Here is a 23,113-nt window from a genome sequence, read left to right as displayed (position 1 = left end):
TGCGCATTTGCCCTCACGCTGAATTCCGCTAGTATCGCCGCCCTCATGGCTCTCGCAAAAATCACCCAAGTTGCCGGCCGCGGCGTTTATGTGCCCGGTTCGGACATCGACACCGACCGCATCATCCCCGCACGCTTCATGAAATGCGTGACGTTCGACGGGCTGGGCGAGTTCGCATTCTACGACGCCCGTTTTGACAAGGAAGGCAAGCCCACCGGCCACCCGCTCGATGATCCGCGCTTCCAAGGCGCGAACATTCTGCTCTCCGGCACGAACTTTGGCTGCGGCAGCTCCCGTGAGCACGCCCCGCAGGCGCTGTATCGCTTCGGCATCCGTGCTGTGATCGCGGAGAGCTTCGCGGAGATCTTTTTCGGCAACTGCACGACGCTCGGCATCCCGTGCGTGTGCGCCAGCGGTGCTGACATCCAGGTGCTCGCCAAGGAGATCGAGCGCAATCCGCAGCTCGAAGTCACTGTCGATCTCGCGGCTGGCAAAGTGTTCTTCGAAGACCAGGAGATCGCCATCACGCTGCCATCGACGGCCCACGAGGCCCTCACCTCCGGCCAGTGGGATCCGATCGCCGAGTTGCTCGAAAACAAGGACGCGGTGCATGAGCGCATCACGGCGCTTGGCTTTGCGTGAGCCGTGGTTGGAGACGAATCTGAGCCCCCAGTGACGAATGCGTCCCGCTGAAAACACCGTTCGCATCTCGTCTTCGACGCGGCAGCTCAGCTCGCCGGACACCGTCCACGTCATTGGCCACCGCAATCCTGACACGGACGCGATCTGCTCCGCCATCGGTTATGCGGCCTTCCTGCGCGACGTGCGCAAAATGAAGGCCGAGGCCGCGTGCTGTGGCGAGGTGAGCGTGCGCACCAACTGGGTGCTGCAAACCGCCGGTGTCGCCGCGCCAAAGCTCCTGCTCGACGTGCGGCCCACCGCCGCCACGATCTGCCGCAGGGATGTTTTCACCGCGTCTCCGCATCAGACCTTCCTCTCGGTCTATCGCATGATGATGGACCACAACTTCCGTGCCATCCCGGTCGTGGATCCGGAAGGCCGCCTGCTCGGCATGCCGTCCATCCAGGAGCTGGCGCAATTGTTCCTGCCGGCCCAGACGAATGAAAAGACCGCCGCCGCCAATCGCGAGGTCCGCACCAGCCTGCTGAACATCGTCAACGCGCTCGACGGCATCCTGGGTGGAACGGCCCCGGAGCCTGAGGCGCTGCAGGACCTAGTGCTCGTCGTCGCGGCCTCCAGTCTCGAAACCACGCGGAAACGGGCGCAGCAATTCGCCGCGGAAAGCGTCGTCGTCATCACTGGCGACAGGCCGGAGATTCACGAACTCGCGGTCGAGATGGGCGTGCGCTGCCTCATCATCACGGGCAAGTTCAAGGCGGCCACCAGCATTCTGTCCCGTGCTGCGGAGAAAGGTGTCGCTGTCATCTACTCCCCCTACGACACGGCCAGCACCTCGCAGCTTCTGCGTTTCTCCCGCCCCATCGGCGAAGCGCTGACGCACGAGTTCCTCTCCTTCACCTCGCGCACTCCGTTGCTGGAGATCGTGCCCGCTGTCCAGCACTCGCATCAGGCCCTGTTTCCCGTGGTGGATGAGGAGACGCACAAGCTGCTCGGCGTGTTCTCCAAGTCTGACCTCATCGACCTGCCGCGCATGAAGCTCGTGCTTGTCGATCACAACGAGTTCGCCCAGGCCGTCACAGGTGCCGACGAGGCGGAGATCCTCGAGGTCATCGACCACCATCGTCTCAGTGGCAATCTGCGCACCAAGGAGCCCATCCGCTTCCTCAACGAGCCCGTCGGCAGCACTTCGACCATCGTCGGCATCATGTACCGCATGCAAAAGGCCGCGCCTGACAAAGGCACGGCCATCTGCCTCTGCGCCGGCATCATTTCCGACACGCTGCACCTCACCAGCCCCACCACCACCGAGACGGACAAGGACATCCTCGCCTGGCTGGCGGGCATCGGCGGCATCGACAGCGCCCAGTTCGTGAAGGACTTCTTCGCCGCCGGCTCCATGCTACGCGAAAACACCCCCGACCGCGCCTTGGAGAGCGACCGCAAGGTCTTCGAGGAAAACGGCTGGCACATCAGCATCAGCCAGATCGAGGAGCTCGGCCTGGACGAGTTCTGGAAGCGTGAAAACGACCTCCAGGCGGCGCTTCAGGCCCTGCTGGCGAAGCATAACCTGCACTTCGCCTGCCTCATGGTCACTGACATTACCCGCCATCACAGCGTGTTGCTCGTCGCCGGTGATCAGCGCGTCATCAACGCCATCGACTACCCGCTCGCGAAGGAGCACGTTTATGACATGCCCGGCGTCGTCAGCCGGAAGAAGCAGCTCTTCCCCTACATGAGCCACGTCGTCACGAAGCTGGCCGCGCCCTGAGCTGATTCACGCCTCCGCAAAGCCGCCCGTCCGCAGAAACCGGCTCACCGCCCGGAAAACCGCCGGATGCAGGATGATCGTGGCATGATTCGCCGGCAGCAGAATGAAGTCCGACTCCCCATCACCGTGAGAGCTGGTGATGGTCACGACACCATCCGATTCAGCGCCGAGAAGATGCCGGAAAATGGGCAGCGTGTCCTTGTTTCCCATGATCACCCCGGTCTCCGGTGGCAGTGGACCGAGCCTGTTCGGTGTGCTCTCCGCATCCGTCCCGAGTTCGGCGGAAACCGGGCCCAGCAGCCAGCGCACCCAGCGCGATTGACGCAATTCGTCGATGATCTGGCTGCCTTGATTCGGCGGTGCCAGCAGCACGGCGCGACCGAATGGAAACGCCGGATCACGCCTGGCCGCCCACGCGCGAAACACAATGCCGCCGAGCGAGTGCGTCACGAAATGCACCCGTGAGTTTTCTTCGATCTCCAGCTTCGCCAGCGCCGGCACCAGATGCTGCTCCACCGCCTCCGTGATCGACACGCAGCGTGACGGGTAGCCAATGCTCGCCACGCGGAAACCGCAAAACCTCAGCCACAAGCCCACCATCCACATGCTTCGATGCGTGCGTCCGAGTCCATGGATCAAAACGACCGTGTCGGCGGGAGTGGATGTTCTCATGCGTGGCAACCAGTTGGCCCTATCGTGGAACAACCCGGCTCCGAATCAACTGGAGACCAGAGAAGCCGCTGTCTCCAAGCACCGCCTTGGGCGAAGCAAAGTAGCCATCTCGCTCCGTCGAGATGAGCCGAGCGTTATGCCACGCCAAGCGTTGCCGAGTTTCGGAAGCTGTTCGTGTCTGCGCCAGCCTTGTGCTCATCTTGCGGAGCAAGATGGCTACTTTGCTTGTGCCATTTTGTGAGCGTCATAGCATCGCGACATGCGTTTCTTCGACCCGCATGACCAACTGCTCATCACCCAGCGGAGATTACCGCACTGGGCGCAGGATGGTTGTGTGGTCTTCATCACTTGGCGCACATCCGACTCGATGGCGCGGGATGTTCTCGAACGCTGGCGGGCGGATCGAAATCACTGGCTGGACATCCACGGCATCGATCCCACGCAAAAGGGCTGGAAGATGCGGGTCCAAGAACTTCCTCCCGATTTGATGGTCGAATACCACGACCGATTCACCACCCGCTGGCATGAGGCGCTCGATTCGGGGCATGGCGCGTGTGTTCTCGCTCAAAACGAGATCGCAGACCTCGTCTCAAACAGCTTGCTGCACTTCGATGGTGATCGTTATGAGATGCTCGACTTCGTCATCATGCCGAATCACGTCCATTTGCTCGCCACGTTTCCTGATAAGGCTGCGATGGTCGAACAATGCGATTCGTGGAAGCATTTCACCGCCCGGCAGATCAATCGTCGTCTTGGCACTCAAGGCCGGTTTTGGCAGCAGGACGCCTTTGATTACCTCGTGCGGCACGAAGGCCAGTTTCGGCGTTTGCGTGACTACATCGCGCAAAATCCACTCAAAGCTGGCCTGCGAGCAGACCAAGCGCGTCTTTGGAGCAAAGCAAAGTAGCCATCTCGCTTCGTCGAGAGGAGGTGAGGGCTGCCGTAGAAACGAGGCGTGTTGATCGTTCGATGGCTCGCGATATGGCGGAGCGCATGGCTCATCTCGCGGAGCGAGATGGCTACTTTGCTTGCGCCGACTCGCTCACAACAACCTCGAATCAAAGGCAAACGGCACCGGTTTCCCAATTCGCACCTTCTTGAAGTCTCGGTGCGCCGGATCGAGCAGGTAGTTCGGCTCTGTGTTGATGATCACGCTGGGGACTTCGAGGACGGCGGAGCGGGCTTCTTTCACCCAGCGGTCGCCGATGATCTTGGTCGAGGGTGACGGCGGCTCGGCGGTCCAGTCGGTGGGCAAAGCGGAGGGTGGCAGTGTTTCGATCAGCGCTTCGTCAAACTCGACCGGAATGGCCGCATACTTGAAGAGGACTGGCGGGCTGAGGTGAACGAGGCTTTCGAGCGCTGCCAAAGACAGTGTGGCGCTGGTGTAGATCATCCGGGTGCCGGGAGAGTTCCACCGGCCTCCGAAGAGCCAGGCCCCCTCGCCATCGAAGGCGGTGGTGGCGTGCTTGGCCTTCACGATGCGCCAGGCACGTCGTTTCATGAGTAAACACCGTATTCGATACGACCGAGCAGGTCCTCCACCTCGCGGGCGCCGACTTCGGTTTGCGCAAAGCTCAACGGCACTTCGCCGCCGAGCCCTACCTGAGGCGAGGCAAGCCAGCGACGTCCATTCTCCAACGACTCCATCACGACAGCGGCACGGCCAAGCAGCCGCGCATAACGCACCACGCGGTCCGACTCCGCGATATCGAGCCGACCGGAGCTTTTTCGGCGGTGCAGCGTGGCTTTCGAGATGCCGAGCATTGGCACCAGCTTGTCCAACGGCATGGCAAGATAGCCTTGGAGTTCGTTCAGTTCCTGCACGGGCAGACCAGCCTTCAAAAGCGGGATCAAATGTGCAGGTGAGAGCACTTGGAAGGCATTCTTCCCATTCGGGACGCGCACGCAGGCATCGACAATGCCTTCAAAGGTCTTCTTCGTGGCTGTCGGCGGTGCTTTCCGAACGGCCAGCTTCCTAGCGCCGGTGGCTCTAGGATTCGATTTCGGTCTGGTGAGTGTTTTTGCCATTTGAGACAAAATTTAGGCTCACCTGAGCCGAACGTCAATCCTCCTGTGTGAAGGTTTTCATGGCTTCTTTCGTTCACACAGCCCCATGCGCCTCCTCCTCTGCCTCTTCGCCCTCAGCTCTTCGCTCTGCGCCGCTGCTTCGCAGCCGAACATCATCATCCACTTCATCGACGACCTCGGCTACGGCGACATCGGTCCTTTTGGTGCCACGAAGCAAAAGACGCCGCATCTTGACCGCATGGCGCGGGAGGGGATGAAGCTCACGTCGTTTTACGCGGCGCCGGTGTGCAGCGTGTCGCGGGCGCAGATCATGACCGGGTGCTATGGCGCACGCGTTTCCGTGCCGGGCGTTTATCCGCCGGGGGCGAAGAACGGGCTGCATCCGCAGGAGCACACCATCGCCGACCGCCTCCGGCCGCTCGGCTACGCCACGCAGTGCATCGGCAAGTGGCACCTCGGCGACCAGCCGGCGTTTTTGCCCACGAAGCAGGGCTTTGATCACTACCTCGGCATCCCGTATTCCAATGACATGCTCAAAACCGCGAGCGTGGACGGCCGACGCGTCGTGCCGCTCGTGCGCGATGACAAAGTGGAGCGCCTGCTCGACGAGGCGGACCAGGATCGCATCGAGGAAATTTACACCGACGAGGCCGTGAAGTTCATCCGCGGCAGCAAAGAGAAGCCCTTCTTCCTCTACTTCCCGCACACCGCCGTGCACACGCCCATCCATCCCGGCAAAGCCTTCCAGGGCAGCTCGCAAAACGGTCGCTTTGGCGACTGGGTGCAGGAGGTCGATGCCAGCGTCGGTCGCGTGTTCGACACGTTGCGCGAGCTGCAGCTCGACACGAACACGCTCGTCATCTTCACCAGCGACAACGGCCCCTGGCTCATCAAAGGCCCCGATGGCGGCAGCGCTGGCCCCTTGCGCGGCGGCAAAGGCACCACCTGGGAAGGCGGCGTGCGCGTCCCCACGCTCGCGTGGTGGCCTGGCAAGATCGCGCCCGGCAGCGTGTGCGATGCCGTCGCCGGCACCATCGACGTGCATCCCACCTGCCTGAAAATCGCCGGAGCCGAGGTGCCCGCGCAGCCCGTGCTCGACGGTCGCGACCTCTCCCCGCTGCTCTTTGGTCAAAGCAAAGACTCGCCACGCGAAGCACACTACTACTTCTCCAGCTACAACCTCCAGGCCGTGCGCCAAGGGCCTTGGAAGCTCGCGCTCATGACGCAGCCGGAATCCATGGGCAAAGACGCCGCCAGCGACGCAAACGTGAACCCACGCCTTTACAACCTCGACCAAGAAATCGGCGAACGCACCAACCTCGCCGCGCAGCATCCCGACATCGTCGCGAAACTCACCTCACTCGCCGCCACCATGACCGCTGAAATCGGCGGCAACGCCCCCAAAAGCCGCCGCCCAGCTGGCGAGGTCGAAAATCCTGTCACGCTCTATCCCTCGGAAGATGGCGGACGCGGAAAAAAGCGCGGCGAGAAGAAGCAGACCGGTGCCTCAGCGGTCTCGCTTGAGTCCCTGAAGCCCGGCGATACCCTCGATGCCGAAAAGTCCCCACAAATCGCCGAAAAGCCTTTCACGCTCACCTGCGAACTCACCACCGCGCAGCGCGATGCCATCCTCATCGCCCACGGCGGCGCCAGCACTGGCTACGCGCTCCATCTCAGCGGCGGCAAACTCATCTGGGCCATCCGCCACGGCAAAACCCTCACCACCGCCCAGACCGACTACCCCGCCGACAACCAACCCCACCGCATCACCGCCACCCTCGGCCAAAAAGGCCAGCTCACCCTCCAGCTCGATCAAAACGCCCTCATCACCGCCACCAGCCAAGGCCTCATCCGCAGTCAGCCCAAAGAAGACTTCTGCCTCGGCCACGACAACAAAGTACTCGTGGCGAGTTACACCGCGAAAGGGAAGTTTGAGGGAAGGATTAAGCAGCTCTCCATTGATTCGGGCATCCGAAACTAATCAGATGCCAAAAGGCATTTGTTCATCGTAGTTGGATTGGAAAAGCCAAACTTGATCAGGACATGTCTACACTTGCAAAAAAGCGATCCGAAGCGCTGAAAAAGCTAACGCAGCTGGTTGCTGATAAGCGACGCGTTCTGCTTATCCACTATGCAAGCGAAGACTTCGCGAACAGGCCCGACGGCACATCAGCAAGAGTGACCTCAATTGCTGTAAGAAACCTTGATTCGGCGCAAACGGAGTCGTTTTCGATACATCAATGTGCGGAAAGACTCCGTGTTCCCAGTGCAGATGTTAAGGCCAAGATCCAGGAACTCGAAAACGAGCTCCTGTCTCAATTCAACTCCTTCATGACAAAGCATCATGGCGGATACACTTGGGTCCATTGGAACATGCGAGACAGCAACTACGGTTTTCCAGCGATTTACCATCGTTGCCGAACTCAAGGCATAGACCCAAACGAACTTGATCCAGCAAGCCTCTTCGACCTTTCACGCTGCTTGGTCGATATTTATGGTCCAAACTACATAGAACATCCTCGGCTACCTTCGTTGATGGCTCGCAACCAAATCACTGATCTGGGCTTTTTGTCAGGACCGGAAGAAGTCGAGGCTGCAGCTAAAGGGGATTTTGTGTCTGTTCACCGTTCAACATTGCGCAAAGTCGATACATTCGAGGCAATAATCAGCAAGGCGAACGCCGGCACTTTAGTCACCAACTATCGTTGGAGAGACATTTATGGTTCATCCCCCAAGGATCTTGTGATCTTCCTGAAAGAGCACTGGGTGTATTCGCTGCTCGGCATCATTACTTTGGTAATTGGTCTGATTGCAAAGTTCGCGTCATTGTTTGGTTCGAACGCTCAACCATAGACCTTCCTCGTCATCAGCTTCTCCGCAGGCACCAGAAAGTCGAAATCATCCCGGCCGTCGATTTCGGGATCGAGTTCGCCGCAGTAGATGAGGCCGGTGCGGACGGACTGGCCTTTCGGGAGCTTCAGGCGGCGCAATTTCTCCCGCACCTCATCGACGATGCTGGCTGCGATGCGTTTGCGGAACTTGGCTTGTCACAAGATACATCCTGGTCACCTGCCACGAGTGGCTTGACCTCCTGACTGCATCCTTTTATCGACACGCATGGCAAAACGCCGCAAACCCAATCGAAACCCGGACCACGGCAAAGGCCTGCTCAAGCGCATGGCCGAGCGCCCGGTGAGCGGCAAAACGCGCCAGGACCAGCCGCCGGAGGTTTACCACCTCATGAACTTCGAGATCACCTGGGATGTCATGCCTGATCCGGCGGTGGACGCCTTGCCGAAGGCGACGCGAGACCGCATGGAGAAGATCTTCCCTCTCATGCAGAAAAATGCGAAAAAGCTCGTGCCAGAGCTGCGTGAGATGTCCGCCCGTCATCCAGAGGTGCCGTGCTTCCGAAACTGGCTCATCAACGCCCTGCGCGATGGCTCGCAGGCAGAGCGGGACGAGGCTTTGAGCCTGTGTGAGCAAATGTTCCGCGACATGCCGGGCTATTTCTTTGCTCGCACCACGCTGGCGGACTTGTTGCTGGACCGTGCCAAGGTGGATGAGGCTGCGGCTCTGCTGTTCGTGCCAGGACATTCCATCAGCACACTTTATCCAGATCGAAAAGTCTTCCACATTTCGGAAATCCGTCACTGGGCCTACCTCAGCGCCCGCGCGAAGATCCTGCTTGGTCAACCTGAGGTCGCCAAAGGCTATCGCGACATGCTGGAGGAACTGGAGCCTGACTCTCCTGCCGTTCAGGACCTGAACGACATGCTCGACGGCGAGAAGTCAGAGATCATGCGCATGCTCGCCAACCTGCGGAAGTTCACCGTTAAAGCCCAGGAACGTGCCGAGAAACGCAAAGAGCGTCCCAAGACCAAGAAACCCACCAATGTGCCTGCGCAGCCTGCATCCAAACCTCCTGCCAAACCGACTTCTCATCCAGATCAACTCGATCTCTTTGAGTGAAGTTCCATCACAGCCCACACCCGTTTAATGGCAGTAGAATGGGGGCGGCAGAATAATGAATCCATTCTTCTGCCCCCATTCTACTGCCTACCTCTTCGTTCTGACGAAGTTCGGCACCAAATTGACCAAATGTTGATTTGGTGCCTGAAAACGGCGCGGAACTTCAGGCACGAAACCGACAACACCGCAGGCAATAACCACGGCTGCGTCCCGTTCACGCACCATGCGCCGCGTTTTCCTTCTCTGTCTCCTCGCCCTCAGCTCTCCGCTCTTCGCCCAAAAGGCGGCGAAGGCCAAGAAAGCCAACACACCGCCACCGACGAAGCCGCCGTTGGTCAGCGTGGACATCACGAAGCTGCCGGAGGGCGCGACGCATCTCGATCTGTGGCTGCTGTGCGGACAGTCGAACATGAAAGGCCGCGGATTCATGCCGGAGGAGCCGAAAAACGACCCGCGCATCGTCATGATGCACAAGATGGACGACCAGTGGTATCTCGCACGGCATCCGCTGCATCTCACGGGCGACGCGAAGACCTTCCAAGGCCACGACAACGCTGGTGTCGGCCCTGGACTCGCCTTTGCCGAGGTGCTCGCTGCGCAGGACAAAACCGCCGCCATCGGCCTCGTGCCCTGCGCCGTCGGCGGATCCTCCATCAAGCTCTGGCAGAAAGGCGCGAAGCTTTACGACGACGCCCTGCGCCGCGCCCAACTCGCCCTGCAAACCACCGCGCCGGTCAAAGCCCGCCTCCGCGGCATCCTCTGGCTGCAAGGCGAGGCCAACGCGAACGCCCAGGAACTCCCCCTGCACGCCGAGCGCCTCCGCGCCATGATCGAAGCCTTCCGCACCGACCTCGCGCAGGCAGATATGCCCTTCATCGCCTGCACCATCGGCGAAATCAAGGAAGAGCCGACGCTCTCGAATCTCAAAGCGATGAACGACATCCAACTCGCCCTGCCCCAAACCGTCCCCCACACCGCCTGCGTCGATGCCCGCGATTTAAAGACCCACATCGGCGACAGCGTCCATTTCGACACCGCCGCGCAAAACGAGATCGGCAGCCGCTTTGCCGCGAAATTCATGGAGCTTAGCAAGCCATGAACGGAGCCGTCGACACGACCACCGGCATCATCGGCATGGGCCTGATGGGTTCCGCCGTGATGAAGATGACCGGCGCAGCCCGTGGCTGGGATGTGGATGCGGCACGATGCGTCAACGCCGCGACCGCAAACGACGTGTTTGGCGCATGCGGGGTGGTTTTTCTCTGTCTGCCGAACTCCGACATCGTTCGCAGCGTCTTGCGCGATGCGAAGCTGAGCCAGGGACAGATCATCATCGACACCACGACGGGCGATCCAAATGACATGACCGCGCTCGGCGCCGAACTGGCAGTCAAAGGCGTGCATTACCTCGATGCGACCGTTTCTGGCAGCAGTGCGCAGCTTCAACAGCGCGACGTGCTCCTCATGGTGGGGGGTGACGCGGTTGTGTTTGAGCGTTGTCGCAGTGTCCTCGCTCAACTGGCCCGCGATGTCGTCCATGTCGGCCCCTGTGGCAGTGGCGCAAAGATGAAGCTCGTCACGAACCTCGTCCTCGGCCTCAATCGTGCCGCCCTGGCGGAAGGATTGGTGTTTGCACAGCAGCTCGACCTCGATCTGACGCACGCACTCGACGTCATGCGCCGCAGCATGGCCTACTCGCGCATCATGGACACGAAGGGTGAAAAGATGATCAGCGGCGGCTTCACGCCGCAGGCCAGGCTCTCGCAGCATTTGAAGGACGTGCGCCTCATGCTCGCTGCGAGCGGCATTCCGCTGCCGTTGACGGAGACTCACCGGCAGCTCCTCGAAAAGGCCGAGTCGCTGGGCTTTGGCGAGGCGGACAACAGCGCGGTGATCTCGGCTTACGCCGAGAGTTTCAAGGCCCGGGTTGCAAGTTTCAAGAAGCCCGCCGATGCGACGACGGAGTCATCGTGAAACATGAACTTGGAACATGAAACCATGAGCGCCAGCCAACGCTATCTCGTCCTCATCACCAGCTTCCTGGCCCTCGTCTTTGACGGGGTCGAGCTCGGACTCATGCCCGTGGCATCGCTTTCGGTGTCAAAGAGCCTGCTCGGCAGTTCGTTCACGCCAGAGCTCGGCGGCGAATGGTTTGCGCGTTTCACCGCGGCGCTGATGCTCGGCGCGGCCATCGGCGGCATCGTCTTCGGGGGTCTGGGGGATCGCATCGGCCGCACTCGTGCGATGGGCGTGTGCATTCTGTTCTACTCGGTGTTCGCGGCACTGGGCGCTTACGTGCAGGATCAGTGGCAGATGCTGGCCTTGCGCTTTCTGGTCGGGCTGGGTGTCGGTGGATTATGGCCGAATGGCATCGCGCTGGTGTCCGAATGCTGGGCCGCAGCTTCACGTCCGCTGGTGTCCGGGGCGATGATGGCCGGGCTGAATGCCGGCATCCTGCTGCTCTCCCAATTCGCCCGTCAGTGGCCGGTCACGGCCGATTCATGGCGCTGGCTGTTTCAATTCGCCGGCGCACCGGTGCTCCTGGGCCTGTTCGTGCTCCTGGCGCTGCCGGAGTCGCCGAAATGGCTCGCCACACGCGGCACCGTGAAAGCGCCAGTGACGCCGCTGCGCGCGCTGTTCCAGCCACAGCTTGTTCATTTCACGATCATCGGCATTCTCATCAGCTCCATCCCGATGATCGGCGCGTGGTCGGCCAGCAAGTGGATGATTCCATGGTCTGACAAGGTGGCTGGGGCTGCGAATCTGGGCTACAAGGCGGCCACGCAGGGCTGGTGGGCGCTGGGTGCCATGCTGGGCAGTTTCGCTGGTGCTCAACTGGCCAGTTGGATCGGCCGCAGGCTCAGCTACTGCCTCATCAGCATCGGCACGGTTGCGATCACGCTCGCCATGTTCCAGCTCACGGCGCCACTGCAGCCCGGGTTTCATGCCGTCGTGTTTGCCCAGGGTTTCGTCGCCACGCTGTTCTTCGGCTGGCTCGCGCTGTACCTGCCGGAGCTGTTCCCCACACGGGTTCGCGCCACCGGCAGCGGCCTGGCCTACAATTCAGGCCGCTTCGCCACCGCCTTTGGCGTCCTGGCCGCAGGATTTCTGTTCAAGGCGCTCGGAGGCGATTACCCACGAGTCGGATCGATCTGTGCGTTGATCTACGCGCTGGGATTCATCGTCATCTGGTGGGCGCCGGATACGAAACAGGCGGACCTGGCAGATTAGACCGGAGAAGTCGGGCGAAGCCATCCCGTATAGTTTCGTGCCATGCCTCGTGTCCTTCTCGCTCTTCTTCTTTTCGCACTGCCACTGCACGCGCAAATCCTCGCCGGCATCGCGAAGGTGGACATCACAGACCGCACGGTGCCGGTGAATGATCCGTGTTTTGCCAAGGCGCTCGTATTGAAGAGCGGCGAGACCACCGCGGTGCTCGTCACCGTCGATGCGGTCGCCATCGGCGGCATCGGGCGCATCGGAAACGGCTTTCTCGCGAATGTGCGCCAGGAACTCGGCGATCTCGCGGACGAGGTCATCATCAATGCCAGCCACTGCCATGGCGTTGTGCGCACGGATTTGCAGCAACTCGTCGTGCAGGCCGTCAAAGAGGCCGCGAAGAACCTCGTGCCCGTCAAAGTGAGTGCCGGAGCCGGCAGCGAGAGCCGCATCAGCGAAAACCGCCGCATGTTCCTCAAAGACGGCACGCAGATCGACATGCGCCGCGCCTACTCGATGCCGCGTGATGAGGACGTCGTGAGCACCGGGCCGATTGATCCGCAGATAGGCCTGCTGCGGCTCGATCGCGCGGACGGCACGCCGTTGGCCATCGTGTATCAGTTCGCCTGCCATCCGATCATGAATCCGCCGAGCAAGGGCAACTCGGCCGACTATCCCGGCTTTGCCTCCAAAGTCATTGAAGAGGCCACCGGCGCGATGGCGTTCTTCGTCCAAGGCTGCGGCGGCGACATCAATCCGGTGCATTACAAAGAAGTGAGCCGCCCTGCCGATGCCGAGCCGCTCGGCACGATGCTCGGTGCGAGCGTTTTGGCCGCGATGCGTCGATTTGAGCCGCAAAACGATGCCACGCTGAAAATCAGCCGCGAAGTGCTCCAACTGCCCCGCGCCGCCGATTTTGAAAAACGCATCGAAAACATCGAAAGCGAGCAAAAGGCCCTCGTGGCGGGTCTGAAGCCCACGAACATCAATTTCAAGACCTTCCTGCCGCTGCTCCTGCAGCACAAAATCTTCCCCGACATGCCTTCGCACTATGCGCAGGGCTATCTCGACAACGCGAAGCCCCTCCAGCAGCTCGATTCCGACAACAAAGCGCTCGTCGAGGCCTACCTCGGCAATCTCGCCATCATGGAAAAGCTCACGCGGCTGAACGCGAACCTCGCCTTGCTCAAAAAGCATCTCGCTGAGACCCAAGCCGCGAACAGCCCCACGTTGGATGCCGAAGTCTGCGGTCTCCGCGTCGGAGCCTTCAAGCTCGTCACCTTTCCCGGCGAGGTCACCGTGCAGGTCGGCCTGAACATCAAAAAAGCTGCGCAGGATGCCAACGCTCACGTTTCTGGCTATACAAACGGCTATATTTGGTACACCGCCACCGAGCAGCAACGGCGCAACCCCGGCTATGCGCAGGAGGACTGCGATGTGATCGTGGCTCCCGAGTGGCAGAAGATGTTTGAAGCCAAGGCGCTGGAAGTGCTGCGGAACCTTGCGCAGTGAGGGCACACGAGGCTGGACGAGCAGGGAGCTCGCCCCTCACTGCCCCGCGAGCTTTCCATCCTCGACATGCACCGTGCCGCCGCGCAGCTCGATCTTTTCCCGTGCCTGATCGACCGGCACGTGACGCGGTGTGCTGGCTGGTGAGCCCTGCGGAGATGCCCAGCGGATGCCGTTGGCGATGACGCGCTGCACATCCGGGTGATGGTAGATCGGATACACCTCGTGGCCCGGGCTGAAGTAGAAGATGCGACCGCTGCCGCGTGTCCACGTCGCTCCGCTGCGGAAGACCTCGCCGCCTTGAAACCAGGAGACAAAGATCAGCTCGTCGGGCGTCGGAATGCCAAAGGGCTCGCCATACATCTCCGATTGCCCGATCTCGATGCAGTCGCCGATGCCTGCGGCGATCGGATGCCCGGGATTCACCACCCACACACGCTCACGCTCGCCGGCCTCACGCCAGCACAACGCGCAACTGGTGCCCATGAGCCGCTTGAAGACCCTCGACCAGTGCCCGGAATGCAGCACGATCAGCCCCATTCCCGCGAGCACCCGCTGCTGCACCCGCGTCACCGTTTCATCCAGCACCTGATCATGCGCCGCATGGCCCCACCACAGCAGCACATCCGTTTCGTCGAGAACCGACTGCGACACGCCCTGCTCCGGCTCATCCAGCGTGGCGGTGCGGATGATGAGATCGCCCTGCGTGCTCAATACCTCCGCCAGCAGCCCATGAATGCCTTTCGGATAGATGGCCGCCACCGCCGGGTTTTGACGTTCGTGCACGAATTCGTTCCAGATGGTGACGCGGATGGGAGTGGCCATGATTGCGCCATTCAAACGCTCGCACGTGCCAGATCAAACAGGCATTTCCACGCGGTTCACCAATCCGTCACGCCACCATCCGGGCTGAATTCGCGCAGGACGATCTCCTGCTGGAAAGGATGCTTCTTCACCTCGGCTTCATTGATCGTGATGCCGAGACCTGGCTTCGTGTTCGGGCGGACGATGCGGCCTTCTTTCTCGATGACGAAGCCTTCCTCGACCACGTCCTGTCGCCACGGCACGTCGTTGTGCACGGTTTCGCAGATGATGTAGCTCGGCTGTGAGAAGCCGAACTCGAGTGACGCGGCAGTGCTCACCGGACCCTGCGGATTGTGCGGGGCCATGGCGATGCGATGCGCCTCCGCGAGAGCGGCGATGCGTTTCGCGGCGCTGAGGCCTCCGCAGTGGGTGATGTCGAGCTGGCAGATCTCGACGGCTCGCTTCTCGAACATGTCTTTGAAGGCCTCCAGGTTCGTCACGCGCTCGCCGCTGGCCACGGGCGTGGTGAGCGCGGCGTTGATCTTCGCCAGGCCATCCACAGCCTCCGGCCAGCAGGGCTCCTCGAAGAAGTAGAGTCCGAAATCATCGAGCGCCTTGCCAAACTTCATTCCCATGGCCGGCGAGGGCCGCGCATGGCAATCGACCATGATGTCGATGTCCGGCCCCACGGCCTCGCGCATGGCCGCGACGGCGGCGGCAGCGGCACGGACGGGTTTCATGCCTTCGATGGGCATCGTGCTGGGCACCGCCATGCTTTTGAAGGCCGTGTAACCATCCGCCACGGCTTGTTGAGCGAGCTCGGCGAAGCGTTTCGCGTTGTCGGCAGGCGTTTGATAAAAGTCCTCCATCTTCCCGCCGCCGAGATGGCAGTAGGTGCGCACCCAATCACGCACCGGGCCGCCAAAGACCTTCGAGAGCGGCATGTTCGCCACCTTGCCGACGATGTCCCACAGCGCGAGGTCGATGCCCGCGATGGCTGTGGCCCGCACGATGCCGTGCCCGTGCCAGAAGTGCTGCCGATACATCATCTGCCAGAGGTATTCCACCCGCGTCGGGTCCTCACCGATGAGCAAGTGCGACATGTCTTCAATGGCACCGACGATGCTGCGCGTGTGCCATTCCAGCGTCGCCTCACCCCAGCCGATGAGGCCGGGCTGGTCGGTGACGACTTTGACAAAGACCCAGTTTCGCATCCGGGCATGGCAGACGAGGGTTTCGATGGCGGTGATTTTCATGGAGTGAGAGGACAGGTTTTGAACCGCTGATAAGACGCTAATGGGACGCTGATAAATCCATTAGCGTCTTATCAGCGTCTGATTAGCGGTTAAGAAATGGAAATTCGCTGTGTGATGGATTCGATGAGTTGTTCCAGACTCCCCGCGGCGACGATGGCGATGCTTTCCTGGTAGATGCCGGTGTCGTAAAGCTCACGCGGTGGCAGATACGAGGCACCCCAGTCGGCAGCGATGGTGGCGACGATGATAATTTTATCGGGGAAGCGGCGGCGGAGTTCGGTTTGGAGGAGGGAGTAGCTTTCGCCTTGGACGCCGAGCCAGGTGGCGTCTCCGAGGTGCCAGATGGCGACTTGCAGCGGGTAGGTGTCGCCCGGCGGGAGCTGCTTGAGGCGATGGAGGAGGCGGGTTTTGCGTTCGGCGAGGGCTCGGAGGTCGGCGGCGCGGGTTTCATCGCCTGCGGTGCGGGCGGCGGCTTCGTCGCGTTGGAGATTGGCGAGGTCGTTTTGGATCTGTTCGGACGTGGGCTGGCCAGGGCGATACTTCAGCGGCTCGTGCCAGCGTTGGAGCTTCCAGGCGGCCTTTTCGGCGAGATCGATGCTTTGATGCTTCCACGAGCCGAGCGTGGCTCCGGAGACGACGGGGCCGGCATAGACGAACGTCGTCCCGGCGGCGGGAAGGGCGGTGAGGGCTGAAAGAGCGGCGTAACCGAGCTCGCGGCCGTTGCGATCCGCCACGGCGGTGTCGCCGACGAAGCCTTCGCGCGGGCCGAGTTCGCCGCTGGCACCTTGCAGGAATAAACAGGGAGCGCCGGTGTCGCGTTCGACGAGTTCACGCATGGCGCCGATGTAGTCGGGGCTAATGAGCGTGTTTTCCCACGCGAGCGTGGTGGGGTGGCAGGCGTAGTTCACGATGCTGGCGAGCATTTTGCCATGGTCATCAGTCACGCGGGCGACGATGACGGTATCGTCCGCAGGCACGCCGGGATTGTGACCGCACACGAACTGCTTTCCGTCCCAAAAATCGCGATGAGTGGCCAGCGAGCACCTCCCAAGGCCATACACGATGCCCGCAGGCTGGAGCGACGCGATGGCATCGCGGATCAAAGCGCCCGCTTTTTCGCCGAGTGAATGCAAATACGGCGGAATGAGATCGCCGCCGGGCAGATTCGCCCGATCCAGGCCCATCAAGCCCGCGCCATGCGTGTGCGAGAAGACGACGAGAATCTCCTCCTTCGCCACGCCGCCGATCTCCGCGGCCTGCGCGACGAGGTTCGCATGCTCGGTGGCTCCCATCACGCAATGATCGAGCGTGAGCAGGATTTGCCGCTCGCTGCCTTCCATCGGCGCAAAGACAGTCACGGTGGCCCGCAGCGGCCGGTGGATGCCGGTGGCGCGTTCATGCTTCGCCGCGCCCCACATGCGGTGGTAGATGTCCGCTGGCGGCGTGATGTCGCACCACTTCAACGCGAAACGGCAGCGGCTCTGCGGCGTGGGGTCTTCGGTGCGGGAAAGGGCGGGCATGAGGCGGGTAGAATGATGAAGGGTAAAATGATGAGGAAGCAGGATTCCTTCAGAACATCATTTTACCCGCCATTATTTTACCATCTGTCTGCGTAGTGCTGTCATGAAGCAGCTCCTCTTTGCTCTCCTGACCGTTTCATCCTTCGCCGCTGATCCCATCGCCATCGGTTCGAGACGTGAGTTGTTCGTGGATGACTTCCTGATCGAAAAGATGACCGGCAAGGCCGAGCAGCGCCTGCATCATCCGCAGCCGCAGGAGATCGCCATCACCCATGATGCGCCGTGGGAAGGCAGCGGCAGCGGCTATCACAGCGTCTTCAAGGACGGCGACAAATACCGCATGTATTACAAGTCGTGGCAGCTCACGGTCACCGCGCCGGGAAAGGTGAACACGGGCGAGCATCCGCTCTTCACCTGCTACGCGGAAAGCGATGACGGCATTCATTGGCGGAAGCCGGAGCTCGGCCTGCACGAATTCAAAGGCTCGAAGGCGAACAACATCGTCATCCCGCATGGCAAGATGGGGAAGGTGAATCCCGATGGCGGGCATCCCGCGGTCTTCAAAGACGAAAACCCCGCCGCGCCGCCCGAGTCGAGATACAAGGCCATCGTGCGCTCGAACTCGCCGAAAGGCCTCCTTGCGCTGCAATCGCCCGACGGCCTCCGCTGGTCGCCGATGGCCGATGCGCCAGTGATCACGGATGGGGCGTTCGATTCGCAAAACCTCGCGTTTTGGGATGCGCAGGCCGGTTTGTATCGCGCCTACTGGCGCTACTTCACCGAAGGCACCACCGACGAGAAGAACTGGAAGCCCTCCGGCCTCCGCGCCATCCGCACGGCCACCTCGAAGGATTTTATCACTTGGGAAAACCAGCAGGACCTCCGCTATGTCGATTCACCCGGCGAGGCGCTCTACACGAACCAGGTGAAGCCGTATCATCGAGCGCCGCATGTGCTGATCGGCTTTCCCACACGTTACCTCGAGCGTGGCTGGTCCGAGAGCATGCGGGCGCTGCCGGAACGCGAGCATCGCGAATGGCGCAGCAAAGCCAGCGACCGCTACGGCATGGTCGTCACCGAAGGTCTCTTCATGGCCAGCCGCGATGGAGCGACCTTCAAACGCTGGAACGAAGCCTTCCTCCCGCCCGGCATCGAGCGGCCCGGCACCTGGAACTACGGCCATCAATACATCGCGTGGCATCCGGTGGAGACCAAGTCGTCCATGGAAGGCGCACCGAACGAACTCAGCCTCTACGCCACCGAGAGCTACTGGACCGGCAAAAGCAGCGAACTGCGCCGCTACACGCTGCGCCTGGATGGCTTCGTCTCCATCCATGCACCGATGAGCGGCGGCGAACTCATCACCAAGCCGCTCACCTTCACCGGCAAAGCCCTCACGATGAACTTCGCCACCTCCGCTGCCGGTGGCGTGAAGGTCGAAATCCAGGACGCGAATAGCAAGGCGATCCCCGGCTTCACTTTGAGCGACTGCGAGGAGCACTTTGGCGATTCGCTCGAACGCACCGTGGTCTGGAAAAACGGCACCGATGTCAGCTCGCTCGCTGGAAAGCCGGTGCGACTGCGTTTCACGCTGAAGGACGCGGATCTGTATTCGATCCGGATTCAATGATCGCTCCTCGGTATTTGCGCGGGGTGGTGTTCGGTCAAGCGGACGCTCCAGGCGTCGCGACGCGTCGATTTCCCTGGTTCCACGCATCATTTCTCGCGTCCTCGTCGGGCGTCACGGCATCCAAGTTTCCATCGCGAGGCTCGCCGCACCGAGAGCACCGGCGTCGTCGCCGAGTTGGGAGCGCAGCAGGCGAAGAGGTTTGTTTTGGAGTGAAGGAGCAAGCGAGGCGATGCTGCTGCTGATGTCGGTGCAAAAGGCATCGCCGAGGGCGGTGAGGGGGCCGTGGAGGAAGTAGCTGTGGGTGTCGAGAAGGAGATGAAGGCTGCCGAGGACGCGGGCGTAGTCGGCGATGATGGCGGCGCGGGCTTCGTCGCGTTGTTCGGCAAAGGCGGCGAGGGCGCTGTGGAGATCGGCGGGGAGGCTGGCGCGTTTGGTTTTGCCGGCGAGACGTCGCCAGACGGCGGGGGAAGAAAGGGCGTCGTGCAACTCGCCGCCATCGGGCCATGGCCAGCGGCCGATTTCGCCCGCGGCGTGCTCGGTGCCGGTGACGATGCGACCGCCGATGACGATGGCGATGCCGAATCCGCTGCGCGGGCCGAGAACGACGTAGTCGGCGAGTTCGGCCGCGCCGCCGAACCAGCGCTCGGCGAGCGCGATGGCGCGGAGGTTGTTGTCGAGCGTGACGGTGACGTGGTGTTTGTCGTGCAGTTGCTGGGCGAGCGGCACATCCTTCCAGCCTTCGATGAAGGCGTAGTCACGAGCGATGCCGGCGATGGGATCGACGATGCCCGGGACGCCGACACCGATGCCGAGCAGCGACCCGGTGGCACTTTTGGCGAGGGCGGTGATGAGTTTGCTGATCTCGGCGATGACGGCTTTCGGCGTCACGGCCTCGGGCAGGCTGATGATCCGGCTGTCGGTCTTCGCGCCGGAGAAATCGACGCGCACGCCTTGGATGCGCTCCGCGTTGAACTCGATGCCTGCGAACCATCCAGCGTCGGCATTCGTGGTGAGCGAGCGCTTCGGCCGGCCCATGGGGCCTTTTTCGAGGCCGTTTTCGTTCAGGTGGCCGCTGGCGATGAGTTGGTCTGCATACTGACCGGCCGTCGTCGGCGAAAGACGCATCACATCCGCCAGCGTGCGCCGCGAGGTGGCTCGCTGGCTGCGCACATGCAGCACGGCCTGGGCGAGGAGATGACGCTGGTCTTCGGGATTGCGCATGAAAGGTATGAGGCAGTCGAGGGTCGGATGATTTACTGACAGAAAAATGGGGGCAGCAAAATAGCAGAAACATTTTTCTGCCCCCATTTGCTGTCAGCCTCAAATCATGAACTCCATCATCACGGGTTGAGATTCGGTGCTGGTGCCGAGGCCGAGGAGGGTCTCGGCGACGCGTTTAGCTTGGCCGCGGAGTTCGGGGACGGCGATGGTTTCCCAGTAGGTGCCGCGTAAAAGAGGGCCGAGAGCGATGAGATGGGGCGAGGGATTGCCTTCGCGATCGACGATGGTGTGGTCGGGCTGGATGCGGATGCCCATTTCCATGTCGTCGGGAGTGATGAGGCCACGGCGGAGCAGGTTTTGCAGCAAAACGGATTTCGTGGCGGTGAAGTGCGTTTGCGGGCCGGTGGCGTTGAGGACGAGATCGCCTTCGAGATGCTTTTGATCGCTCAAAAGCACGCGGACGCGCTCTCCGGCGCTTTCGACGCGTTCGATGTTCGCGGCGTGGATTTGGAGCTGGCCGGTGAGTTGGGCGCTGGCGATCTGCGCGTGGATTTCCGGCGCGATGCGATGCCGAAGGATGTTCCAACGCGCGGCGTGATGCCGCGCGAAGGTTTTCTTTTCCTCCAAGGTGAAGCGCTGCCAGATGCGCTGCGTGTGCGGTCGCATCTTGTCCACGATGATGGCTGGATTTGCACCCATCTCGCGCAAACGGGCGCAATGGTGCTCCATGAGCGTGACGAGCTTTTCGAGGCCGAGATCGGCCAGATCGACCTCGGCGGGTGGGAAATCGGGGTAGTCGATGCCGCGGAAGTGAGCGTTCGGCAGCCAGCCATGCCGCGACACGGCGTGGATGCGTCCGAGCCATCCGAGCGCTCGCAGCGTGATGATGGCATCGACGGTGGTCAAGCCGGTGCCGAGCAGGATGATCGTGCCGGTGTCCGGCGGTAGTTTTTCATGCCACGGCAGCCACGGATTGCCCGCCCACGCGGGATGCGCGGCGAGCGATTCCGCGCCCAGCAGGTCGGCAGGTGCTTCGTTGCCGGTCGCGAGCACGATGCGGTCGGCTTTGAGCTCGCTGCCATCGGCGAGCGTGATGGTGCCGTCGTTTTGAATGTCGATGGCCTCGCCTTTGACATGATTGACTTCGTTGAGGTGGTGATGGGCGAGCGATTTGAGGTAATCGCCGTAAATCATGCGAGGGATGAAGCGCTCACGAAGTTCGTAATCGGGCACGAGGTCGTATTCGGCGCGGGTGCGCAGCCAGTTCACGAAATGATCCGGCTGATCGGGAAAGGCGGACATGTTTCGCGCGGCCACATTCAGCAGATGCTCCATGCGCCGCGTGCCGTAGGCCACACCGCGACCCGCAGGGCGATGCGCATTGATGATCGTGATGCGCGGTGGCTTTGCGGCGAGCCGGACGAGGTTCACCGCGACGAGCGTGCCGCTGTAGCCACCTCCGAGGATGACGATGTGGGGCGAAGAGGTAGCGTTCATGGCAGGCTGGAAAACAAAAGTCTTGTCACATATTCCAATACTGCAATATATAAAGCAAGCGGCTCATTTCCGCGTTCACTCAACCCCATCCACCGCCATGCCCCCCATCTCCATCCGCACCGAAGGCCGCCAATGTGAAGTGGCCTGGTTCTCCGCCATTTGCTCTGATGATTACGAGTTCCTCGGCGTGCCTGACGGCAGCATCCGCAGCAGCTACGAGCACTGTGGTGACATCGTGAGGAAGGCGGATGCGCTGGGTTATCAAAACATCCTGCTGCCCTCCGGCTGGATCGCCGGGCAGGACGCGCTGGCCTTTGCGTCAGCGATGGCACCGCAGACCCAGCAGATCAATCTCCTCGTGGCCCTGCGCATGGGCGAGGTGTGGCCGCCGATGCTCGCGCGGGCGCTATCCACGCTCGATCACATCCTCAAAGGCCGCCTCACCATCAACATCATCTCCTCCGACATGCCGGGCATCAAGGAGGACAATCAAACGCGCTACGACCGCTCCAGCGAGATCATTCAAATCCTCCAAGGCCTCTGGCGCACGGATGGTCCGTATGAGTTCAAAGGCAAGTTCTACGACATCTCGCTGCCCACCACTGAACCCGCGAAGCCTTATCAGCAGAACGGTGGCCCGCTGATGTATTTCGGCGGCATTTCGCCTGCCGCGCAGGATTTGTGTGCGAAGCATTGCGATGTCTTCCTCATGTGGCCGGAAACGGAGGATCGCATTGCCGAAACGATGCGCGTGATGTCCGAGAAAGCCGCCGGATACGGCCGCAAGATCGACTTCGGATTTCGCAGCCACGTCATTGTGCGCGAAACGGAGGCTGAAGCCCGCGCCGCCGCAGATCGACTCATTTCGAAGCTCGATGCCGCGAAAGGCGCGGAGATCAAAGCCCGCTCGCAGGACAGCAAAAGCCTCGGTGTGCTCCGTCAGGATGAACTCCGCGCTCAAAGCAAGGATCTCTACATCGAAGACCATCTCTGGAGCGGCATCGGCCTCGCCCGAAGCGGCTGCGCCAGCGCCATCGTCGGCGATCCCGATCAAGTGCTCGCCAAACTGAACCGCTACATGGACATGGGCATGCGCGCCTTCGTCCTCAGCGGCTACCCGCACCTCGACGAGTGCGATCTCTTCGCGAAATACGTCCTGCCCAAACTCCCCACCTGCCGCATCAACGAGCTTCAAAACCGACGCGTGGTCGATCCAGTCACGCCGTTAACCACCGCTGAGCGCCGATAACACTCGTTGGAGTCCAGCCTTTAGGCGACTCTTCGACCTCTCTCCCAGATCGGCTAAAGCCTAGGCAGTGTTTTAAAACCTCTTGAGCGGCTGCATCCAATCGATGACAGCGGCGAAAGCGAGCAG

21 protein-coding genes are annotated in these 23,113 nt (G+C 61.5%); 12 read left to right on the top strand and 9 right to left on the bottom strand.

Features of this window, described 5'->3' with window-relative positions; all coding sequences use genetic code 11:
- The first annotated feature begins 45 nt into the window (after positions 1 to 45).
- Positions 46 to 642: a 3-isopropylmalate dehydratase small subunit gene (leuD, locus tag IAE77_RS14835; protein WP_294227773.1), complete on the top strand. Its 597-nt coding sequence runs from the start codon at positions 46 to 48 to the stop codon at positions 640 to 642.
- Between the two features lie 37 nt (positions 643 to 679).
- On the top strand, positions 680 to 2,410 hold the full coding sequence (locus tag IAE77_RS14830; RefSeq protein WP_294227771.1) for a putative manganese-dependent inorganic diphosphatase: 1,731 nt from the start codon (positions 680 to 682) through the stop codon (positions 2,408 to 2,410).
- A 6-nt stretch (positions 2,411 to 2,416) separates the two neighbouring features.
- Here IAE77_RS14830 and IAE77_RS14825 read toward each other — a convergent pair whose 3' ends face one another.
- Positions 2,417 to 3,082, bottom strand: coding sequence for an alpha/beta fold hydrolase (locus tag IAE77_RS14825; RefSeq protein ID WP_294227769.1), 666 nt, complete (start codon positions 3,080 to 3,082; stop codon positions 2,417 to 2,419).
- Between the two features lie 259 nt (positions 3,083 to 3,341).
- On the opposite strand from IAE77_RS14825, the gene IAE77_RS14820 reads away from it, so the two are divergent.
- Positions 3,342 to 3,989 carry a transposase gene (locus IAE77_RS14820; protein WP_294227767.1) on the top strand — a complete coding sequence of 216 codons (648 nt, stop codon included), beginning with the start codon at positions 3,342 to 3,344 and terminating at the stop codon, positions 3,987 to 3,989.
- Between the two features lie 135 nt (positions 3,990 to 4,124).
- Here IAE77_RS14820 and IAE77_RS14815 read toward each other — a convergent pair whose 3' ends face one another.
- Complete coding sequence (locus tag IAE77_RS14815; RefSeq protein ID WP_294227765.1) at positions 4,125 to 4,583, bottom strand: RES family NAD+ phosphorylase; 459 nt, start codon at positions 4,581 to 4,583, stop codon at positions 4,125 to 4,127.
- The gene (locus tag IAE77_RS14810; RefSeq protein ID WP_294227763.1) at positions 4,580 to 5,110 is read right to left on the bottom strand and encodes an antitoxin Xre/MbcA/ParS toxin-binding domain-containing protein; all 531 of its coding nucleotides are present in this window, start codon (positions 5,108 to 5,110) and stop codon (positions 4,580 to 4,582) included. The genes IAE77_RS14815 and IAE77_RS14810 overlap by 4 nt, the downstream gene beginning before the upstream one ends.
- A gap of 85 nt (positions 5,111 to 5,195) precedes the next feature.
- Between IAE77_RS14810 and IAE77_RS14805 the strand changes: the two genes are divergently transcribed.
- On the top strand, positions 5,196 to 7,091 hold the full coding sequence (locus tag IAE77_RS14805; RefSeq protein ID WP_294227760.1) for a sulfatase-like hydrolase/transferase: 1,896 nt from the start codon (positions 5,196 to 5,198) through the stop codon (positions 7,089 to 7,091).
- A gap of 62 nt (positions 7,092 to 7,153) precedes the next feature.
- The gene (locus tag IAE77_RS14800; RefSeq protein ID WP_294227759.1) at positions 7,154 to 7,963 is read left to right on the top strand and encodes a hypothetical protein; all 810 of its coding nucleotides are present in this window, start codon (positions 7,154 to 7,156) and stop codon (positions 7,961 to 7,963) included.
- Here the strand turns inward: IAE77_RS14800 and IAE77_RS14795 are convergent.
- Positions 7,954 to 8,100: a hypothetical protein gene (locus tag IAE77_RS14795; RefSeq protein ID WP_294227757.1), complete on the bottom strand. Its 147-nt coding sequence runs from the start codon at positions 8,098 to 8,100 to the stop codon at positions 7,954 to 7,956. The two genes, IAE77_RS14800 and IAE77_RS14795, sit on opposite strands and share 10 nt — an antisense overlap.
- Before the next feature lie 127 nt (positions 8,101 to 8,227).
- Here IAE77_RS14795 and IAE77_RS14790 point away from each other — a divergent pair, with 127 nt between their 5' ends.
- The 5 genes from IAE77_RS14790 to IAE77_RS14770 all read left to right on the top strand — a co-directional run bounded on the left by IAE77_RS14790 (position 8,228) and on the right by IAE77_RS14770 (position 13,813).
- Positions 8,228 to 9,082, top strand: a complete 855-nt coding sequence (locus IAE77_RS14790; protein ID WP_294227755.1) for a hypothetical protein — start codon at positions 8,228 to 8,230, stop codon at positions 9,080 to 9,082.
- Positions 9,083 to 9,305: 223 nt separating this feature from the next.
- Positions 9,306 to 10,181 (top strand): sialate O-acetylesterase, encoded by an 876-nt coding sequence (locus IAE77_RS14785; RefSeq protein ID WP_294227753.1) that lies wholly within the window; start codon positions 9,306 to 9,308, stop codon positions 10,179 to 10,181.
- Entirely contained in the window at positions 10,178 to 11,056 is an 879-nt protein-coding gene (locus tag IAE77_RS14780; protein ID WP_294227751.1) for an NAD(P)-dependent oxidoreductase, read from the top strand. The genes IAE77_RS14785 and IAE77_RS14780 overlap by 4 nt, the downstream gene beginning before the upstream one ends.
- Positions 11,057 to 11,080: 24 nt before the next feature.
- Complete coding sequence (locus tag IAE77_RS14775) at positions 11,081 to 12,313, top strand: MFS transporter (protein ID WP_294227749.1); 1,233 nt, start codon at positions 11,081 to 11,083, stop codon at positions 12,311 to 12,313.
- 42 nt (positions 12,314 to 12,355) lie between these two features.
- Positions 12,356 to 13,813, top strand: coding sequence for a hypothetical protein (locus IAE77_RS14770; protein WP_294227747.1), 1,458 nt, complete (start codon positions 12,356 to 12,358; stop codon positions 13,811 to 13,813).
- Positions 13,814 to 13,849: 36 nt separating this feature from the next.
- On the opposite strand, the gene IAE77_RS14765 is transcribed toward IAE77_RS14770, so the two are convergent.
- The 3 genes from IAE77_RS14765 to IAE77_RS14755 all read right to left on the bottom strand — a co-directional run bounded on the left by IAE77_RS14765 (position 13,850) and on the right by IAE77_RS14755 (position 17,390).
- Positions 13,850 to 14,635 (bottom strand): ThuA domain-containing protein, encoded by a 786-nt coding sequence (locus tag IAE77_RS14765; RefSeq protein WP_294227745.1) that lies wholly within the window; start codon positions 14,633 to 14,635, stop codon positions 13,850 to 13,852.
- A gap of 56 nt (positions 14,636 to 14,691) precedes the next feature.
- On the bottom strand, positions 14,692 to 15,870 hold the full coding sequence (locus tag IAE77_RS14760; RefSeq protein ID WP_294227743.1) for an enolase C-terminal domain-like protein: 1,179 nt from the start codon (positions 15,868 to 15,870) through the stop codon (positions 14,692 to 14,694).
- A gap of 89 nt (positions 15,871 to 15,959) precedes the next feature.
- Entirely contained in the window at positions 15,960 to 17,390 is a 1,431-nt protein-coding gene (locus IAE77_RS14755; protein ID WP_294227741.1) for a hypothetical protein, read from the bottom strand.
- A gap of 103 nt (positions 17,391 to 17,493) precedes the next feature.
- On the opposite strand from IAE77_RS14755, the gene IAE77_RS14750 reads away from it, so the two are divergent.
- The gene (locus IAE77_RS14750) at positions 17,494 to 19,020 is read left to right on the top strand and encodes a hypothetical protein (RefSeq protein ID WP_294227740.1); all 1,527 of its coding nucleotides are present in this window, start codon (positions 17,494 to 17,496) and stop codon (positions 19,018 to 19,020) included.
- 111 nt (positions 19,021 to 19,131) lie between these two features.
- Here IAE77_RS14750 and IAE77_RS14745 read toward each other — a convergent pair whose 3' ends face one another.
- Together IAE77_RS14745 and IAE77_RS14740 are read right to left on the bottom strand one after the other, a co-directional pair.
- Positions 19,132 to 20,241, bottom strand: coding sequence for an ROK family protein (locus tag IAE77_RS14745; protein ID WP_294227737.1), 1,110 nt, complete (start codon positions 20,239 to 20,241; stop codon positions 19,132 to 19,134).
- 99 nt (positions 20,242 to 20,340) lie between these two features.
- Complete coding sequence (locus tag IAE77_RS14740) at positions 20,341 to 21,738, bottom strand: FAD/NAD(P)-binding protein (protein ID WP_294227735.1); 1,398 nt, start codon at positions 21,736 to 21,738, stop codon at positions 20,341 to 20,343.
- 97 nt (positions 21,739 to 21,835) lie between these two features.
- Between IAE77_RS14740 and IAE77_RS14735 the strand changes: the two genes are divergently transcribed.
- The gene (locus IAE77_RS14735) at positions 21,836 to 22,987 is read left to right on the top strand and encodes an LLM class flavin-dependent oxidoreductase (RefSeq protein ID WP_294227733.1); all 1,152 of its coding nucleotides are present in this window, start codon (positions 21,836 to 21,838) and stop codon (positions 22,985 to 22,987) included.
- The last annotated feature ends 126 nt before the right edge of the window (positions 22,988 to 23,113 follow it).

The sequence above is a fragment of the Prosthecobacter sp. genome (assembly GCF_014879935.1).
Classification (GTDB): Bacteria; Verrucomicrobiota; Verrucomicrobiia; order Verrucomicrobiales; family Verrucomicrobiaceae; genus Prosthecobacter.
The sequence above is the reverse complement of the archived record's forward strand: the minus strand, read 5'-3'. Positions and strand labels throughout refer to the sequence as shown.

Excerpts from the sequence above, each read along its gene's own strand:
- IAE77_RS14740 (WP_294227735.1), bottom strand. The coding sequence starts at position 21,738 with ATGAACGCTACCTCTTCGCCCCACATCGTCATCCTCGGAGGTGGCTAC.
- IAE77_RS14830 (WP_294227771.1), top strand. The coding sequence starts at position 680 with ATGCGTCCCGCTGAAAACACCGTTCGCATCTCGTCTTCGACGCGGCAG.
- IAE77_RS14810 (WP_294227763.1), bottom strand. The coding sequence starts at position 5,110 with ATGGCAAAAACACTCACCAGACCGAAATCGAATCCTAGAGCCACCGGC.
- IAE77_RS14775 (WP_294227749.1), top strand. The coding sequence starts at position 11,081 with ATGAGCGCCAGCCAACGCTATCTCGTCCTCATCACCAGCTTCCTGGCC.
- IAE77_RS14805 (WP_294227760.1), top strand. The coding sequence starts at position 5,196 with ATGCGCCTCCTCCTCTGCCTCTTCGCCCTCAGCTCTTCGCTCTGCGCC.
- IAE77_RS14790 (WP_294227755.1), top strand. The coding sequence starts at position 8,228 with ATGGCAAAACGCCGCAAACCCAATCGAAACCCGGACCACGGCAAAGGC.
- IAE77_RS14750 (WP_294227740.1), top strand. The coding sequence starts at position 17,494 with ATGAAGCAGCTCCTCTTTGCTCTCCTGACCGTTTCATCCTTCGCCGCT.
- IAE77_RS14820 (WP_294227767.1), top strand. The coding sequence starts at position 3,342 with ATGCGTTTCTTCGACCCGCATGACCAACTGCTCATCACCCAGCGGAGA.
- IAE77_RS14785 (WP_294227753.1), top strand. The coding sequence starts at position 9,306 with ATGCGCCGCGTTTTCCTTCTCTGTCTCCTCGCCCTCAGCTCTCCGCTC.
- IAE77_RS14755 (WP_294227741.1), bottom strand. The coding sequence starts at position 17,390 with ATGCCCGCCCTTTCCCGCACCGAAGACCCCACGCCGCAGAGCCGCTGC.
- IAE77_RS14765 (WP_294227745.1), bottom strand. The coding sequence starts at position 14,635 with ATGGCCACTCCCATCCGCGTCACCATCTGGAACGAATTCGTGCACGAA.
- IAE77_RS14770 (WP_294227747.1), top strand. The coding sequence starts at position 12,356 with ATGCCTCGTGTCCTTCTCGCTCTTCTTCTTTTCGCACTGCCACTGCAC.
- IAE77_RS14800 (WP_294227759.1), top strand. The coding sequence starts at position 7,154 with ATGTCTACACTTGCAAAAAAGCGATCCGAAGCGCTGAAAAAGCTAACG.
- IAE77_RS14760 (WP_294227743.1), bottom strand. The coding sequence starts at position 15,870 with ATGAAAATCACCGCCATCGAAACCCTCGTCTGCCATGCCCGGATGCGA.
- IAE77_RS14825 (WP_294227769.1), bottom strand. The coding sequence starts at position 3,082 with ATGAGAACATCCACTCCCGCCGACACGGTCGTTTTGATCCATGGACTC.
- IAE77_RS14815 (WP_294227765.1), bottom strand. The coding sequence starts at position 4,583 with ATGAAACGACGTGCCTGGCGCATCGTGAAGGCCAAGCACGCCACCACC.
- IAE77_RS14745 (WP_294227737.1), bottom strand. The coding sequence starts at position 20,241 with ATGCGCAATCCCGAAGACCAGCGTCATCTCCTCGCCCAGGCCGTGCTG.
- leuD (WP_294227773.1), top strand. The coding sequence starts at position 46 with ATGGCTCTCGCAAAAATCACCCAAGTTGCCGGCCGCGGCGTTTATGTG.
- IAE77_RS14735 (WP_294227733.1), top strand. The coding sequence starts at position 21,836 with ATGCCCCCCATCTCCATCCGCACCGAAGGCCGCCAATGTGAAGTGGCC.
- IAE77_RS14780 (WP_294227751.1), top strand. The coding sequence starts at position 10,178 with ATGAACGGAGCCGTCGACACGACCACCGGCATCATCGGCATGGGCCTG.